Origin of the sequence: Streptomyces sp. Root1310, from assembly GCF_001426425.1 — a bacterium.
GTDB lineage: Bacteria > Actinomycetota > Actinomycetes > Streptomycetales > Streptomycetaceae > Streptomyces.
Genome location: NZ_LMEQ01000009.1, coordinates 87,889 through 103,237, shown reverse-complemented (window position 1 = coordinate 103,237; position 15,349 = coordinate 87,889). Strand labels below are relative to the sequence as shown.

The window sequence follows — 15,349 nt, the reverse complement described above, 5'->3', positions numbered from 1 at the left end:
ATCAGTCGTCGGCGCTCACGGGCGCGATGCCGACGGGTCCGGCGCCCACGGGGTCCGCGGGGTCCGCGGGGTCCGCGGGGCCCGCCCCGACGGTGTCGAGCACGGCCACCTCGATGCCGGCCAGCCGCTCCCGGTCCGCCACCACGTCGATCCTGGTGATCCCGCCCTCCGCCAGCGTGAACAGCAGAACCAGCCGCAGCCTGCCGTGCGGCGCCATCGCGAGGCCGACCCGGCCGTCGAGCAGGGCGAGGCCGGTGAACCGGGCCCGACCGGTCGCCGCCATCGCGCCCTCGGCCACGGGGCGGGCGCCGCTGACGGTGACGGGCTCCGGCGTCGGGACGACGAAGCGGTCGGCGGTGAGGACCACGTCCGGGTGCAGCAGGGCGAGCAACGCCTCGAAGTCGCCGCCCCTCGTGGCGGCCAGGAACGCGTCGGCGACCCGGCGCTGCCGGGCCCGGTCGGCGACGGCCACCGGAGCGCCGCCCCTGACGCGGCGGCGGGCCCGGCTGGCCAGTTGCCGTGTGGTGGCCGGAGTCCGCTCGATCATCGGGGCGATGGTGTCGAACGGCACGGCGAACAGGTCGTGCAGCACGAACGCCAGCCGCTCGGCCGGTGTGAGCGTGTCCAGCACGACCAGCAGCGCCACCCCGACCGAGTCGGCGAGCAGCGCCTCCTCCTCGGGGTCGCCGCCGTCCGCCGTCCCGGCCGCGGGCTCGCTCACCCGGGCGTCCAGCGGCACCTCGGGGCGGGTCCTCCGGGAGCGGAGCATGTTCAGGCACACCCGGCCCACGACCGTGGTGAGCCAGCCGCTGAGGTTCTCCACCTCACCGACGTCCGCCCGGGCCGCCCTGAGCCATGTCTCCTGGACGGCGTCCTCCGCCTCGCCGAGCGAGCCGAGCATGCGGTAGGCGACGGCACGCAGTTGGGGCCGGTCGGCCTCGAAGCGCTCCGGTGGCAGGGTGGTGCACGTGGTCATTCCGGGGTCCCCGTTCGTGTCACTGCGATGCGGGCGTGTGTGCCCAGATCACCACACGTCCGGGGTGGGGCGCACCCATGTCTCCCCGAACGACGGGGCGTCCCCGGGCGACAGCACGAGGGCGGGGGCGGGAGGAGGCGGTGGCGCCGTGGGGAAGCTCCCGTGCGGGGGAGTCGCTGCCCGGAAATCCGGGGCGCGGCCCGATAGGCTCGGGTCTCCTTGAGCGGACGGGGGCCGGACGTGAAGATCCTCATCAGTGCCGACATGGAGGGCGCCACGGGCGTCACCTGGCCGGCCGACGTACTGCCCGGCGCGCCGGAGTGGGAGCGGTGCCGGTCGATGTTCACCTCGGACGTCAACGCCGCCGTGCTCGGCTTCTTCGACGGCGGGGCGGACGAGGTCCTGATCAACGAGGCCCACTCGACCATGCGCAACCTGCTCCTCGAGCAGCTCGACGACCGGGCGCAGATGCTCACCGGCCGGCACAAGTCCCTCTCCATGGTGGAGGGCGTCCAGCACGGGGACGTCGACGGCATCGCCTTCGTCGGCTACCACGCGGGCGCCGGCATGGAGGGCGTCCTCGCGCACACCTACCTGGCCAACTCCCTCACCGGTGTCTGGCTGAACGACGTACGGGCCAGCGAGGGGCTGCTCAACGCGCAGGTGGTCGCCGAGTACGGGGTGCCGGTCGTCCTCGTCACCGGTGACGACGTGGCCTGCGAGGACGCGCTCGGGTACGCGCCCGAGGCGTTGAAGGTCGCGGTCAAGGACCACGTCTCCCGGTACGCGGCCGTGTGCCGCACCCCGGCCCGCACCGCCGCCGACATCCGGGCGGCGGCGAAGGAGGCGACTCAGCTGGCGGTCCGTCAGGAACCGGTGAGCGGCGGTCCGTTCACGGTCGCCGTGGAGTTCGACGCCGAGCATCTCGCGATGGCGGCCACCGTCGTGCCCGGCGTGGCCCGGGCCGGCGAGCGGAAGATCGCGTACACCAGCGGCACCATGTACGAAGGTATCCGTACCTTCAAGGCGGTCACCACGATCGTCTCGGCCGCGATCGAGGAGCAGTATGGCTGAGGAGCGGCATCCGCGGTGGCGGCGGGAGCGGTGGCAGGGGCCGGGGCGGCGGCGGAGACGGGAGCGGCATGGCTGACGCGCAGGCACGGGACGAGGTCGTCCGGTTCACCTCCGATCTCATCCGCATCGACACCGCCAACCGTGGCGGCGGCGACTGCCGGGAACGGCCCGCCGCCGAGTACGCCGCCGCGCTGCTCGCCGAGGCGGGCATCGAGCCGGCGCTCCTCGAACGAACGCCGGGGCGGACCAACGTCGTCGGCCGGATCGAGGGCACCGACCCGGCCGCGGACGCCCTGCTCGTCCACGGTCACCTGGACGTGGTGCCCGCGGAAGCCGCCGACTGGAGCGTCCACCCCTTCTCCGGGGAGGTGCGTGACGGGGTCGTGTGGGGGCGCGGCGCCGTCGACATGAAGAACATGGACGCGATGATCCTGGCCGTGCTGCGGGCCTGGGCCCGGCAGGGCGTCCGGCCCCGGCGCGACCTCGTCATCGCCTTCACCGCCGACGAGGAGGCCAGCGCCGAGGACGGCTCCGGGTTCCTCGCCGACCGGCATCCTGCACTGTTCGAGGGCTGCACCGAGGCCATCGGCGAATCCGGGGCGTTCACCTTCCACGACGGCGCCGGACGCGAGATCTACCCCATCGCCGCGGGTGAGCGCGGCACCGCCTGGCTGAAGCTCACGGCGCGCGGGCGTGCCGGACACGGCTCCAAGGTCAACCGGGAGAACGCGGTGACCCGCCTGGCCGCCGCCGTCACGCGCATCGGCGAGCACGAATGGCCGCTGCGGCTCACGCCGACCGTCCGCGCCGCCCTCACCGAACTCGCCGCGCTGTACGGCGTCGACGCGGACCTCCATGACGTGGACGGTCTGCTGGCGAAGCTCGGCCCGGCGGCCTCCCTGGTGGAGGCGACCGTCCGCAACAGCGCCAACCCGACCATGCTGGGCGCCGGTTACAAGGTCAACGTGATCCCCGGGGAGGCCGTCGCCCACGTGGACGGCCGTTATCTCCCGGGCGGCGAGGACGAGTTCCGCGCGACGCTCGACCGGCTGACCGGGCCCGACGTCGACTGGGAGTTCCAGCACCGCGAAGTCGCCCTCCAGGCGCCCGTGGACGCCCCGCTCTACGCCCGTATGCGGGCCGCCGTCGAGGAGTTCGCGCCCGAGGGGCACGTGGTGCCGTACTGCATGTCCGGGGGTACGGACGCCAAGCAGTTCTCGCGGCTCGGCATCACCGGATACGGCTTCGCACCGCTGAAGCTCCCGGAGGGCTTCGACTATCAGGCCCTTTTCCACGGTGTCGACGAACGGGTCCCGGTGGAGGCGCTGCACTTCGGCGTCCGGGTACTCGACCGGTTCCTGCGAACGGCCTAAGAACGGGGAGAATGTGCAGGTCCTGCCGTACGGTTCCTGGCCCTCGCCCATCGACGCGGTCCTCGCGGCCACGCACGACGGGCGCCCCGAGTACGTCGGCTTCGTCGGCGACGAGGTGTGGTGGACCGCGCCCCGGCCGGCCGAGCACGGCCGCCGCACCCTCGTCCGGCGCCGGCCCGACGGCACGGAGGTGTCCCTCCTGCCCGCCCCGTGGAACGTCCGCAGCCGCGTCGTCGAGTACGGCGGGCAGCCGTGGGCCGGTGTGGTGCACGACGGGCGGCTCCTCGTGGTGTTCGTGCACTTCGCCGACCAGCGGCTGTATGTGTACGAGCCCGGGTCCGCGTCCGATCCCGCGTCGGGCGGTGGGCCGCGCCCGCTCACGCCCGTCTCGTCCGTGGGTGGCGGACTGCGCTGGGTGGAGCCGCGGTTGCTGCCGGAGCGGGGCGAAGTGTGGTGCGTGCTGGAGGAGTTCACGGGCGAGGGGCCGACCGATGTGCGCCGGCTGCTGGCCGCGGTGCCGCTGGACGGCTCGGCCGCCGACGATCGCTGCGCCGTGCGTGAACTCACCGACGACCGGCGCCGGTTCGTCACCGGGGCCCGCCTGTCGTCCGACGGCCGCCGGGCCGCCTGGCTGGCCTGGGACCATCCCTTGATGCCGTGGGAGGGCACGGAGGTGGTCGTCGCCGATGTCACGGGTGACGGCACCCTGAGCGGTGCCCGGGTGGTGGCGGGCGGGCCGGGGGAGTCGATCGCACAGGTCGACTGGATGCCGTCGACGGGATACGGGCGACAGTTGCCCAACGGCGGGCGACAGTTGCCGGACGGCGGCCGACAGTCCACAGAAGACTGCCTACTGTATACAAGCGACCGCACCGGCTGGTGGAACCTGTACCGCGACCACCAGCCCGTCTGCCCCCGCGAGGAGGAGTTCGGCGGGGCCCTGTGGAAGCTCGGGCAGCGCTGGTTCGCGCCGCTGGAGAACGGGCTCGTCGCGGTCGTGCACGGCCGGGGGGCCACCGTGCTCGGGATCCTCGACCCGGAGACCGGCGAACTCGTCGACGCGGCCGGACCGTGGACGGAGTTCGCGCCCACCCTCGCGGTGCAGGGGGAACGCGTCGTCGGCGTCGCGGCCAGCCCGCGCAGCGCGTACGAGGTGGTGGAGCTGGACGCCAGGACCGGCCGGGCCCGGGTGGTCGGAGCCGCGCACGACGACGCGGTGGACCCTGCCTACTACCCCGAGCCCCGGATCCGCACGTTCACCGGCCCGGACGGCCGTGACATCCACGCCCACGTCTACCCGCCCCACCACCCCGGCCACGTGGCGCCCGGCCACGAACTGCCGCCCTACGTCGTGTGGGCGCACGGCGGTCCCACCGATCGCGCCCCGCTCGTCCTCGATCTGGAGATCGCCTACTTCACCTCCCGGGGCATCGGGGTCGCCGAGGTCGACTACGGCGGCTCCACCGGATACGGGCGGGAGTACCGGGAGCGGCTGCGCGAGCAGTGGGGCGTGGTCGACGTCGAGGACTGCGCGGCCGTCGCCCTGGCGCTCGCCGACGAGGGCACCGCCGACCGCCGGCGGCTGGCCGTCCGGGGCGGCAGCGCGGGCGGCTGGACCGCCGCGGTCTCGCTGGCCGTCACCGACGTCTACGCCTGCGGCACGATCCGCTACCCCGTGCTGGACCTGGTGGGCTGGGCGTCGGGCGGGACCCACGACTTCGAGTCGCGCTACCCGGACAGTCTCGTCGGGCCCCTCGCGCAGGTGCCCGCCCGGTACGGGGAACGCTCGCCGATCGAGCACGCCGACCGGATCACCGTGCCGTTCCTGCTTCTCCAGGGGCTGGACGACGTGATCTGCCCGCCCGCACAGTGCGAGCGGTTCCTGGCCCGGCTGGCCGGACGGCCGGTACCGCACGCCTATCTGGCGTTCGAGGGGGAGGGGCACGGGTTCCGCGGGGCGGCCACGATGGTGCGCGCCCTGGAGGCCGAGCTGTCGCTGTACGCTCAGGCATTCGGGCTGTGCCCGCCCGGAATCCCCAGGTTGGAGCTTGTGCGGTGAAGGAACTCGTGCGGCCGTCCCGGCTCGCTCCCGGCGCCCGGGTCGCGGTCGTGGCGCCCAGCGGGCCGGTGGCGGAGGAGCGGCTGGAGGCCGGCCTCGACCTGTTGCGCGGCTGGGACCTCGACCCGGTGGTCGCCCCCCATGTGCTGGACCGGCACGACCTGCTGCCGCACCTCGCGGGCACCGACGCCGACCGGGCCGCCGACCTCCAGCGGGCCTGGTGCGACCCGGGCGTCGACGCCGTGCTGTGCGCACGCGGCGGCTACGGTGCCCAGCGGATCGTCGACCTGCTCGACTGGGACGCGATGCGGGCGGCCGGACCGAAGGTGTTCGTCGGCTTCAGCGACAGCACCACCCTGCACGAGGCGTTCGCCCTCCGCCTGGGCCTGGTGACGCTGTACGGGCCCGCGGCCGCGGGCATCGACTTCATCAAGAGCGCCCGGGGGCAGGAGCACCTCAGGGCCGCCCTGTTCGCCCCGGAGACCGTCCGCACGCTCGCCTCCACCGGTACGGCCATCGCTGCGGGCCGGGCGCGGGGTGTCACCCTGGGCGGCTGCCTGGCACTGCTGGCCACCGGCTACGGCACCCCGCACACCCGGGCCGGTGCGCGCGGCGGGCTGCTGCTGATCGAGGACGTCGGGGAGCGGCCGTACAGCGTCGACCGGGACCTCACCCAGCTCCTGCGCACCGGCTGGCTGGACGGCGTCGCGGGTGTCGCGCTCGGCTCCTGGGAGGGCTGCGGCCCCTACGAGGAGCTGCGCCCGGTCCTCGTGGACCGGCTCGGCGGCCTCGGCGTCCCCGTCGTCGAGGAGCTCGGGTTCGGTCACTGCGAGGGGGCGCTCACCGTGCCCTTCGGGGTGCCCGCCGTGCTCGACGCCGACGAGGGCACACTGACCCTCGACCTTCCCGCCCTGCGCTGACCTCGCGGCCGACCGCACCCGGGGGCGCGCCTCACCGTGCGTGAGCGCGGCGCAGGGCTCACGCTGGTCGTATGAGCCCGAAGACCTCGAAGGCGTCCCGGATCGGTGGCAGGAACGAAGCGATGACGCCGGGCCGGATCGTCGTCCTGGCGCTCGCCGTCCTCACCCTGGTCTTCATCTTCCAGAACACCCGCCCCACGAAGATCAGGCTGCTGATCCCCGAGGTGACGGTGCCGCTGTGGACGGCGCTCCTGGCGATGTGGGTCATCGGCGTCCTGTGCGGCGCCTCCTTCGCGTATTTCAGGAAACGGCGCAAGTGACCTCGTCGTAGGCTGTGCCGATGCCGCACACCGCATCCCGATACCTCGCCGAGGGCCCCCGCGTGGGCATACGCCACTTCACCCACGAGGACGGGCCGGAGTTCACCGCCCGCGCGCGGGAGAGCAAGGATCTGCACCACCCGTGGCTGTTCCCGCCGGTCACCGCCACCGCGTACACGGCCTACGCGGGCCGCCTGATCGAGGACCCGTCGAAGGCGGGTTTCCTCGTGTGCACCCTGGAGGACGGGGCGGTCGCCGGGTTCGTCAACATCAACAACATCGTCGAGGGCGGCTTCCAGTGCGGCGCGCTGGGCTACGGCGCCTTCGCGCACGCGGCCGGGCGCGGGCTGATGCGCGAGGCGCTCGACCTGGTGGTGGGCCACGCGTTCGGACCGATGCGGCTGCACCGGCTGGAGATCAACGCGCAGCCCGGCAATGCCGCCTCGATCGCGCTGGCCCGCGGCTGCGGCTTCCGCCGGGAGGGCTTCTCCCCGAAGATGATCTACATCGACGGGGAGTGGCGGGACCACGAGCGGTGGGCGATCACCGCCGAGATGCGGACTTGTAGTTGATCTTCATCGTGTCGAGGTCGGTGACCGTCGACCGCAGCCCGGTGAAGCCGTGGCCGAGCTCCCGCAGCGTCGCCTCGGCGCGCTCCTCGGCGAGCGCGCCCGCCATCTCCTTGCCGTCCGCCGCGTCCGACACCACCACGTAGCGCATCGAGAAGTGCTTCAGCGGCGACGGCTCGTACGACAGCGTGCCCTCCTCGGTGAACCGCATGCTCGTCAGGCCGTGGTCGGCCGCCTCGGCGAGGAGGCGGGTCCGGCCCTCGTCGGTGAGGCCGTCCCAGGTGCCCCGGACGATCACCCGGTAGGTGTGCTGCTCACTCACTGCCGCTCCTTCGTGCCTGCCGTCGAACGCCCGACTCTACGTCCGCGACGACCGGCCGCCCACGGAATTTCGCCGCGTCCGGCGCCTCACGACCCGCGCCGGTCGACGTACTCGTACACCGCCCCGTCCGGGTGCCGGGCGATCAGGTTGCGGCCCACCGGGGTCGGCACCGGTCCGGCGATGACGTCCGCGCCCAGCTCGGTGAGGGTCCGGTGGGCCTCCTCCACGTCCGCGACGGCGATCGTCGCGGCCACCTTGCGCAACAGCTCCAGCTCGGCCGGAGGCCCGCTCATCAGCAGGAAGCAGCCGACCGCGGCCACTTGTACACCGCCCCGCTCGAAGCGGAGCGCGCCGGTGCCCGCCAGCCGCTCGTAGAAGGAGACCGAGCTCTCCAGATCGTCGACACAGACACGCAGTGTGGCTCCCAGAATGTCCATGCGGACGAGCCTAGTTGGGGCGGCCGAGGTGAGGTGATCCCTTCACCCGATCCCCGCCCGGCCCCTCCCCGGCCCCCTGTCCGTGGAGTTAAGCGTCCATGACAGCGGGTACCCGAGGTCCATGGAGCGCATGGATCACCTGGAGCATCTGGACAAGCATCTGGTCGACGAGCTGGCGCAGGTGGCGCGCGAGACGATCCGCGAGGAGCTGCGCGAGCAGACCCGCAAGCAGCGCCGTACGGCCATGCTCTACGCGGCGTCCGGCGCCGTCGCCCTCTACGCGGGCGCGGCCGTCGCACTCGCGGTGGGGCTCGCCCTCGGCATCGGTCTGCCGGACTGGGCCGCGGCGCTGATCACCGCCGCGATCCTCGCGGTCGTGGCGTACCTGCTGCGCGGCGCCGCCAGGCCGCACGCGTCGTCCCCGCCCGCGGCCGGGCTCGACGCCGCACCGGACAAGGGCCCCGGCCGGGTCATCGGCGGTACGCCGCCGGCCGGACCGCCCGGAGGCACCGGGCTGCCGTACCCGCCGATGCCGCCGACCGCGCCCGGCGCCCAGGTGCCGGAGCAGGGCGGGGCGCCGCGGGCCGACGACATCGATCCCGAGGGTCCGCACCGGGCCTGACGGGGCCCGAGAGCCCGCACCGGGCCTGACGGACGGTGTGCGTCCGCCGAAGTGACGTATCCGCGTCACGTGTTCGGCGTCCGGGCGGCCCCGCGGCACACGCTGCCGCGGGGCCGCCCGGTGCGTGCGGGGTGTTCCCGGTTCCTCCGGGGCCGTCGCGCCGCGGACACCGGGCGCCCCGAGGGCACACCGGCGCACGTTTGGCGGCTCCTGCCGGGGGGACGCGGAAACCTTCGTACGACAACCGGCCGAACCCCTTCGGAGGCCCACCGTGAGGCGTCCCCGCATCGTGATCGTCGGAGCCGGCTTCGCCGGGTACCGGACGGCCCGGACCCTGGCGCGGGCGGCCGGGGGCAGGGCCGACATCACTCTGCTCAACCCGACCGACTACTTCCTGTACCTGCCCCTGCTGCCCCAGGTGGCGGCGGGCATCCTCGAGCCGCGCCGGGTCACCGTCTCGCTGTCGGGGACCCTGCGCGAGGTGCGGCCGGTGCTCGGCGAGGCCGAGCGCGTCGACCTCGACGCGCGCACCGTCCACTACACGAACCCCGAAGGGGACGAGGGCACGCTCGGCTACGACCGGCTCGTGCTGGCCGCCGGCAGCGTCAACAAGCTGCTGCCGATCCCCGGGATCGCCGAGCACGCGCACGGGTTCCGCGGCCTGCCCGAAGCCCTCTACCTGCGTGATCACCTCACCCGGCAGGTGGAGTTGGCGGCCTCCGCCAGGAACGCCGAGGAGTGTGCGGCGCGTTGTACGTTCGTCGTGGTCGGCGCGGGCTACACCGGCACCGAAGTCGCGGCGCAGGGCAAGCTGTTCACCGACGCGCTGGTCCGCGCCCACCCCCTGCGGCGAACCGTACGGCCGCGCTGGCTGCTCCTCGACCTCGCGTCGCGCGTCCTGCCCGAGCTGGACGAACGGCTCTCCCGCACCGCCGACCGGGTGCTGCGCGAACGGGGAGTCGAGGTGCGCACGGGGACCTCCGTCAAGGAGGCCACCCGTGACGGAGTCCTGCTGACCGACGGCGAGTTCGTCGAGACCCGCACCCTGGCGTGGTGCGTGGGGGTGCGGCCCGATCCGCTCGCCGAGTCGCTCGGGCTGCCCATGGAGCGCGGGCGGCTGCTCGTCGAGCCGACGCTTCAGGTGCCGGGCAGACCCGAGGTGTTCGCGTGCGGTGACGCGGCCGCGGTACCGGATCTGGAGAGGCCCGGGGAGTACACGCCGATGACCGCGCAGCACGCCTGGCGGCAGGGCAAGGTGGCCGGGCAGAACGTCGCCGCCTCCTTCGTCGAGGGCGGCGGTGCGGCCGGTCTGCGGCCGTACCGGCACAAGGACATGGGATTCGTCGTGGATCTGGGCGGGGTGCAGGCCGCCGCCAATCCGCTCGGCGTCCACCTGTCCGGCCCCGTGGCCGGCGCCGTCGCCCGTGGCTACCATCTCGCGGCCATGCCCGGCAACCGGGTTCGCGTCGCCGCCGACTGGCTGCTGGACGCCGTACTCCCGCGTCAGGACGTCCAGTTGGGCCTGGTCCGGTCCTGGGCGGTACCGCTGGACACCGCGTCGCCGGAACTGGCGCGGGTACCCGGGGGCCACCGGTCCGAGCCCGCGGCCTCCGGCCCCGGCGCGGCCACCGAGGAGGACGTGAACGCCGGGAACGACGCGGACGGCACCGGCGGCACCGACGCGTACGGCACGAGTGCGGTCGGCAGGAACGACCGCAACGACCGCAACGACAGGATCGACGTGAAGGACGTGAACGACGTGAAGGACGTGAACAAGGCGACCGACGGGTCCGGCGAGCATCACCCCTCCCCGGAGGACGACTCCCAGTCGATCACCTCGCCGACACCCGAGGTGGGACGGCATTCGGGCGGGGGGAGCGGGTCCCGGGTGGGGCAGTCGTCGCCGGAGGAGGGCTCCCAGTCGATCGACTCGCCGACACCCGAGGTGGGGCAGCACAGTTCCGGACCGGCGACCATGCGGAAGGACGGGACCGCCGGGGACGAGCCCGCCCCCGGCCCCGTCGAGCGCGCCGACGCCCGCGATGCGAAAGGGGACCGGTAGCCAGATGGACACCGCCGAACTCACCGAACTCGGACAGCAGTTGCGGGTCGACAGTGTGCGGGCCTCCGCCGCCGCGGGGTCCGGGCATCCGACGTCCTCGATGTCGGCCGCGGACCTGATGGCCGTACTGCTCGCGAACCACTTCCGCTACGACTTCGACCGCCCGGCGCACCCGGGCAACGACCGCTTCGTCCTCTCGAAGGGCCATGCCTCCCCCCTGCTGTACTCGGCCTACAAGGCAGCCGGGGCCATCGACGACGAGGAACTGCTGACCTTCCGCGCACTCGGCAGCCGGCTCGAGGGGCATCCCACCCCGCAACGGCTGCCGTGGGTCGAGACGGCCACCGGCTCGCTCGGCCAGGGGCTTCCGGTGGGCGTCGGCATCGCGCTGGCCGGGAAGCGGCTGGACCGCATCGGCTACCGCGTGTGGGTGGTGTGCGGGGACAGCGAGCTCGCCGAGGGCTCGGTGTGGGAGGCGGCCGAGCACGCGGGCCACGAACACCTCGACAACCTCACGGTGATCGTCGACGTCAACCGGCTCGGCCAGCGCGGACCCACCCGGCACGGCCACGACCTGGGCGCCTACGCCCGACGTTTCCAGGCCTTCGGCTGGCACACGATCGAGATCGACGGACACGACGTGGACGCCGTCGACCGCGCCTACGGCGAGGCGGCCTCCACCCTGGGGCAGCCCACCGCGATCCTCGCCCGCACCCTCAAGGGAAAGGGCGTGGCCTCCGTCGAGGACCGCGAAGGCCTGCACGGCAAGCCGCTGCCCGACGCCGACGAGGCGATCGAGGAACTGGGCGGCGTCCGTGACCTGCGGGTCCAGGTGCGCGAGCCGGCCGACGCCCGCATGCTGCACTCCGTTCCGACCGGGCCCCTCGTGCTGCCCCGCTGGGAGGGCGAGGACCGCGAGAAGGGCGTGGCGACCCGTGACGCCTACGGCAAGTCCCTCGCCGCTCTCGGCGCCGCCCGCGAGGACATCGTCGCCCTCGACGGCGAGGTGAGCGACTCCACCCGCGCCGAGGCCTTCGCCAAGGAGCATCCGGACCGGTTCTTCGAGTGCTACATCGCGGAACAGCAGCTCGTCGCCGCCGCCGTCGGCCTCGCGACGCGCGGCTGGGTGCCGTACGCCTCGACGTTCGCGGCGTTCCTGACCCGGGCCCACGACTTCGTCCGGATGGCCGCGGTCAGCGGCGTCGGCATCAACCTCGTCGGCTCGCACGCCGGGGTCGCCATCGGACAGGACGGGCCTTCGCAGATGGGTCTGGAGGACCTCGCGATGTTCCGGGCCGTGCACGGCTCGACCGTGCTGTACCCGTGCGACCCCCACCAGACCGCCCGGCTCGTCGCCGCCATGGCCGGCCTGGACGGCGTCCGCTATCTGCGCACCTCGCGCGGCGCCGACCCGGTGCTCTACGGGCCGGACGAGGAGTTCCCCGTCGGCGGCAGCAAGGTGCTGCGCTCCTCCGGCCGGGACCGGCTGACGATCGTCGCGGCCGGCGTCACCGTGCACGAGGCGCTGAAGGCCGCCGAGGCGCTCGACGGCGAGGGCATCGCGGCCCGGGTGATCGACCTGTACTCGGTCAAGCCCGTCGACCAGGCCACGCTGCGCCGGGCCGCCGAGGAGACCGGCCTGCTGCTGAGCGTGGAGGACCACCACGAGCAGGGCGGCCTCGGGGACGCGGTCCTCGACGCCTTCCTCGACGGGCGGCCGGTGCCCCGGCTGGTGCGGCTCGCCGTCCGCACGATGCCCGGCTCGGCGAGCCCGGCCGAGCAGCTGCACGCCGCGGGCATCGACGCCGAGTCGATCGCCGCGTCCGCCCGGCTGCTGGTGGAGCAGGCGATCGCGCCGTGAGCGGTGACGCCGTACGGAAGGTGCGGGTGGGCCGCCGCAGCGTCGAGGTCCACCGCCCGGACAAGGTGCTCTTTCCGGGCGGCGCGGAGGCGAAGCAGTACACGAAGGGCGACCTGGTCGCCTACTACCGGTCGGTCGCCGCGTTCATGGTTCCGCAGCTGCGCGGCCGTCCGCTGATGCTGGAACGGCACCCGGACGGGATCGACGGGCCCCGCTTCATGCAGAAGAACACCCCCGAGCACTACCCGGAGTGGATCCCGCGGGCCGAGGTGGCCAAGGAGGACGGCACCGTCCGCCACACCGTCTGCGACGAGTCCGCCACCCTCGCCTACCTCGCCGACCAGGCGTGCGTCACCCTGCACCGCTGGCTGTCGCGGGCCGGCCGGGCGGAGCGGCCGGACCTGATGGTCTTCGACCTCGACCCGGCCGAGGGCTCCGGCTTCGCCGCCGTCCGCGAGGCCGCGGAATGGCTCGGCGAACTCCTCGACCAGCTGCGGCTGCCGTCGGCCCTGATGACGACGGGCTCGCGCGGACTGCACGTCGTCGTCCCGGTCGACGGACACGACGACTTCGACGAGGTGCGCGGCTTCGCCCGGGACGCCGCCGAACTGCTCGTCGCCGAGCACCCCGACCGGCTGACCACGGCCGCCCGCAAGAAGGACCGCGGCGACCGGCTCTACCTGGACGTGCAGCGCAACGGCTACGCGCAGACCGCCGTCGCCCCCTTCACGGTGCGCGCGCTGCCCGGGGCGCCCGTCGCCATGCCCATCACCTGGGAGCAGCTGCACGACCCGGAGCTCGGCCCGCGCCGCTGGACCATCGCGGACGCCGCCGAGCAGGCCCGGGCCCGGCCCTGGTCGTCGCTGACGGGCCGCGGGCGCGCCCTGGGCCCGGCCCGGCGCCGACTCGACGCACTCCGTTCGGCGTGAAGGTTTGGCCAAGAGCCTTTGGGCCACCCGGAAGGAGAGGTGGCCATGGTGAACACAAAAAGCACAGCACAGTCACATGCGTCACGTCGTGCACGTAACGCACATGAATCACCTGAATCAGACAACTCGCAAAGTTCGCGAACCTCACGGACCGCGGAGACCTCAGGGACCTCGCGGACTCCACAGGGTTCACAGGGACCGGCACAGAGACCGAAGAGACCGAAGAGATCACCACGTTCGCAGGGCCCGGAGAGTTCGCGGACTCCGACGAGCGAGAAAGGCAAGGACGACGTGGCGGACGACCGGCCGAGCCCCATGGAGGTGCTGCGCGAGGCGCGCGCCCAGCTCACGGAGCTCACGGGGATGACCGCCGAGAGCGTCTCGTCCTTCGAGCAGACGGAGGACGGGTGGTCCCTGGAGGTCGAGGTCCTGGAGCTGTCCCGCGTGCCCGACACGATGAGCCTCATGGCGAGCTACCAGGTCGAGCTCGACCCCGGTGGACAGCTCACCGGCTACCGGCGCGTGCGCCGCTACGAGCGCGGGCGCTCCGACGCACATCGGCCGGGCGGCCGCTAGGCCGCCGGCCCGCAGTCGTTCCCGATCATCCAATCCCAGACAAGGAGGCGCGGTCGACATGACCGTTGTCCCGGCACAACAGTCCGGCGGTGGAGGCGGCTCAAGCGGCCTCTACGACGTGCTGGAGCTCGTCCTCGACAGGGGTCTCGTCATTGACGCGTTCATACGGGTCTCCCTGGTCGGAATCGAGATCCTCAAGATCGACGTACGGGTCGTGGTGGCCAGCGTCGACACCTATCTGCGCTTCGCCGAGGCGTGCAACCGGCTGGACCTGGAGGCGGGGCCCCGCAAGAGCCCGGGCCTGCCCGACCTGGTCGGCGAGATCACCGAGTCCGGCGCGCGCGGGAAGTCGAAGGGCGCGCTGTCCGGCGCCGCGGAGACCATCTCCGGTGCCTTCAAGCAGGCCCGTGACGAGGGCTCCGAGCAGGAGGAGCGGACCTCCAGGCCGCGGGCGCGCAAGAGCACGACCGCGCGCAGGAAGGAGGAGCAGGAGTGAGCACATACGTGTACGGCATCGTCGCCAGCTCGCACCCCGACCTTCCGGACGGCCTGGCCGGTGTCGGCGACCCGGCTCTGCCGGTGCGCGTCCTGAAAGAGGGGGCGCTGGCGGCGGTCGTGAGCGACGCGCCCGAGGGACTGCGGCCCAAACGCAGGGAGCTGCTCGCCCACCAGACCGTCCTCGCCGAGGCGGGCGCCGAGGGCTGCGTGCTGCCCATGCGGTTCGGCAGTGTCGCCCCCGACGACAGTTCCGTCACCGGGGTCCTCGCCGAGCGCACCGAGCACTACGAGGAGCGCCTGCGGGCCCTCGAAGGCAGGGTCGAGTACAACATCAAGGCCTCGCACGTCGAGGAGGCCGTCCTGCACCAGGTGATGGCCGAGAGTCCCGAACTGCGGAGCCTCGCGGAGGCCAACCGGCAGTCGGGCGGCGGCAGTTACGAGCAGAAGCTCCAGCTCGGCGAGATGGTGGCCGCCGCGGTCAAGGCCAAGGAGGCCGAGGACGCGGCCGACGTGCAGCAGAACCTCGAGCCGCTGGCCGCGGCCACCAGTGTGGGCCCCGAGTCCACCGGCTGGCTGGTCAACGTCTCGTTCCTGGTGGACCGCGACTCGGCGGCCCGGTTCCTGGAGGCCGCGGAGGAGCTCCGCAAGGGCCGTCCGCACCTCGAACTGCGCGTCAACGGGCCGCTGCCGCCGTACAGCTTCGTCGAACCCGGCCCGGCCGAACCGGCGGGCACCAGCCCGGAGTAGGTGC

At 73.3% G+C, this 15,349-nt stretch carries 16 protein-coding genes; 13 read left to right on the top strand and 3 right to left on the bottom strand.

Translation table 11 applies throughout. The features are described 5' to 3' along the window. Position 1: 1 nt before the first annotated feature. A complete protein-coding gene (locus ASD48_RS17105) occupies positions 2-976 on the bottom strand; it encodes a sigma-70 family RNA polymerase sigma factor (protein ID WP_057602514.1) in 975 nt (324 codons plus the stop codon). Positions 977-1,216: 240 nt separating this feature from the next. On the opposite strand from ASD48_RS17105, the gene ASD48_RS17100 reads away from it, so the two are divergent. The 6 genes from ASD48_RS17100 (at position 1,217) to ASD48_RS17075 (ending at position 7,294) form a co-directional block, all read left to right on the top strand. Then, the gene (locus ASD48_RS17100; protein WP_057602513.1) at positions 1,217-2,050 is read left to right on the top strand and encodes a M55 family metallopeptidase; all 834 of its coding nucleotides are present in this window, start codon (positions 1,217-1,219) and stop codon (positions 2,048-2,050) included. Between the two features lie 68 nt (positions 2,051-2,118). Next, positions 2,119-3,423, top strand: a complete 1,305-nt coding sequence (locus tag ASD48_RS17095; protein WP_057602512.1) for a M20/M25/M40 family metallo-hydrolase — start codon at positions 2,119-2,121, stop codon at positions 3,421-3,423. 13 nt (positions 3,424-3,436) lie between these two features. Next, positions 3,437-5,482 carry a prolyl oligopeptidase family serine peptidase gene (locus tag ASD48_RS17090; protein ID WP_057602511.1) on the top strand — a complete coding sequence of 682 codons (2,046 nt, stop codon included), beginning with the start codon at positions 3,437-3,439 and terminating at the stop codon, positions 5,480-5,482. Further along, complete coding sequence (locus ASD48_RS17085) at positions 5,479-6,402, top strand: LD-carboxypeptidase (RefSeq protein ID WP_057602510.1); 924 nt, start codon at positions 5,479-5,481, stop codon at positions 6,400-6,402. Before ASD48_RS17090 ends, ASD48_RS17085 begins: the two co-directional genes overlap by 4 nt. A gap of 71 nt (positions 6,403-6,473) precedes the next feature. Beyond that, complete coding sequence (locus ASD48_RS17080) at positions 6,474-6,722, top strand: LapA family protein (protein WP_057602509.1); 249 nt, start codon at positions 6,474-6,476, stop codon at positions 6,720-6,722. 20 nt (positions 6,723-6,742) lie between these two features. After that, entirely contained in the window at positions 6,743-7,294 is a 552-nt protein-coding gene (locus tag ASD48_RS17075; protein WP_057602508.1) for a GNAT family protein, read from the top strand. Here ASD48_RS17075 and ASD48_RS17070 read toward each other — a convergent pair. Both ASD48_RS17070 and ASD48_RS17065 read right to left on the bottom strand, forming a co-directional pair. Continuing rightward, positions 7,266-7,613, bottom strand: coding sequence for a DUF6204 family protein (locus tag ASD48_RS17070; RefSeq protein ID WP_057602507.1), 348 nt, complete (start codon positions 7,611-7,613; stop codon positions 7,266-7,268). The two genes, ASD48_RS17075 and ASD48_RS17070, sit on opposite strands and share 29 nt — an antisense overlap. Positions 7,614-7,699: 86 nt before the next feature. Further along, positions 7,700-8,050, bottom strand: coding sequence for a VOC family protein (locus tag ASD48_RS17065; protein WP_057602506.1), 351 nt, complete (start codon positions 8,048-8,050; stop codon positions 7,700-7,702). A 121-nt stretch (positions 8,051-8,171) separates the two neighbouring features. On the opposite strand from ASD48_RS17065, the gene ASD48_RS17060 reads away from it, so the two are divergent. From ASD48_RS17060 to ASD48_RS17030, 7 genes are all read left to right on the top strand, one after another. After that, complete coding sequence (locus ASD48_RS17060) at positions 8,172-8,672, top strand: phage holin family protein (RefSeq protein ID WP_057602505.1); 501 nt, start codon at positions 8,172-8,174, stop codon at positions 8,670-8,672. A gap of 271 nt (positions 8,673-8,943) precedes the next feature. Then, on the top strand, positions 8,944-10,734 hold the full coding sequence (locus ASD48_RS17055) for an NAD(P)/FAD-dependent oxidoreductase (RefSeq protein WP_057602504.1): 1,791 nt from the start codon (positions 8,944-8,946) through the stop codon (positions 10,732-10,734). A gap of 4 nt (positions 10,735-10,738) precedes the next feature. Beyond that, positions 10,739-12,595, top strand: coding sequence for a transketolase (locus ASD48_RS17050; RefSeq protein ID WP_057602503.1), 1,857 nt, complete (start codon positions 10,739-10,741; stop codon positions 12,593-12,595). Continuing rightward, complete coding sequence (gene ligD / locus ASD48_RS17045) at positions 12,592-13,524, top strand: non-homologous end-joining DNA ligase (protein ID WP_057602502.1); 933 nt, start codon at positions 12,592-12,594, stop codon at positions 13,522-13,524. The genes ASD48_RS17050 and ligD overlap by 4 nt, the downstream gene beginning before the upstream one ends. Before the next feature lie 291 nt (positions 13,525-13,815). Beyond that, entirely contained in the window at positions 13,816-14,100 is a 285-nt protein-coding gene (locus ASD48_RS17040; RefSeq protein ID WP_079073805.1) for a gas vesicle protein, read from the top strand. A gap of 58 nt (positions 14,101-14,158) precedes the next feature. Continuing rightward, complete coding sequence (locus ASD48_RS17035; protein WP_054241599.1) at positions 14,159-14,596, top strand: gas vesicle structural protein GvpA; 438 nt, start codon at positions 14,159-14,161, stop codon at positions 14,594-14,596. Continuing rightward, positions 14,593-15,345 carry a GvpL/GvpF family gas vesicle protein gene (locus ASD48_RS17030; RefSeq protein ID WP_057602500.1) on the top strand — a complete coding sequence of 251 codons (753 nt, stop codon included), beginning with the start codon at positions 14,593-14,595 and terminating at the stop codon, positions 15,343-15,345. Before ASD48_RS17035 ends, ASD48_RS17030 begins: the two co-directional genes overlap by 4 nt. The last annotated feature ends 4 nt before the right edge of the window (positions 15,346-15,349 follow it).

What these genes read in the sequence shown, in the direction of transcription:
- ASD48_RS17050 (WP_057602503.1), top strand. Translation starts at nt 10,739, where the DNA reads ATGGACACCGCCGAACTCACCGAACTCGGACAGCAGTTGCGGGTCGAC.
- ASD48_RS17065 (WP_057602506.1), bottom strand. Translation starts at nt 8,050, where the DNA reads ATGGACATTCTGGGAGCCACACTGCGTGTCTGTGTCGACGATCTGGAG.
- ASD48_RS17105 (WP_057602514.1), bottom strand. Translation starts at nt 976, where the DNA reads ATGACCACGTGCACCACCCTGCCACCGGAGCGCTTCGAGGCCGACCGG.
- ASD48_RS17080 (WP_057602509.1), top strand. Translation starts at nt 6,474, where the DNA reads ATGAGCCCGAAGACCTCGAAGGCGTCCCGGATCGGTGGCAGGAACGAA.
- ASD48_RS17060 (WP_057602505.1), top strand. Translation starts at nt 8,172, where the DNA reads ATGGAGCGCATGGATCACCTGGAGCATCTGGACAAGCATCTGGTCGAC.
- ASD48_RS17095 (WP_057602512.1), top strand. Translation starts at nt 2,119, where the DNA reads ATGGCTGACGCGCAGGCACGGGACGAGGTCGTCCGGTTCACCTCCGAT.
- ASD48_RS17075 (WP_057602508.1), top strand. Translation starts at nt 6,743, where the DNA reads ATGCCGCACACCGCATCCCGATACCTCGCCGAGGGCCCCCGCGTGGGC.
- ASD48_RS17035 (WP_054241599.1), top strand. Translation starts at nt 14,159, where the DNA reads ATGACCGTTGTCCCGGCACAACAGTCCGGCGGTGGAGGCGGCTCAAGC.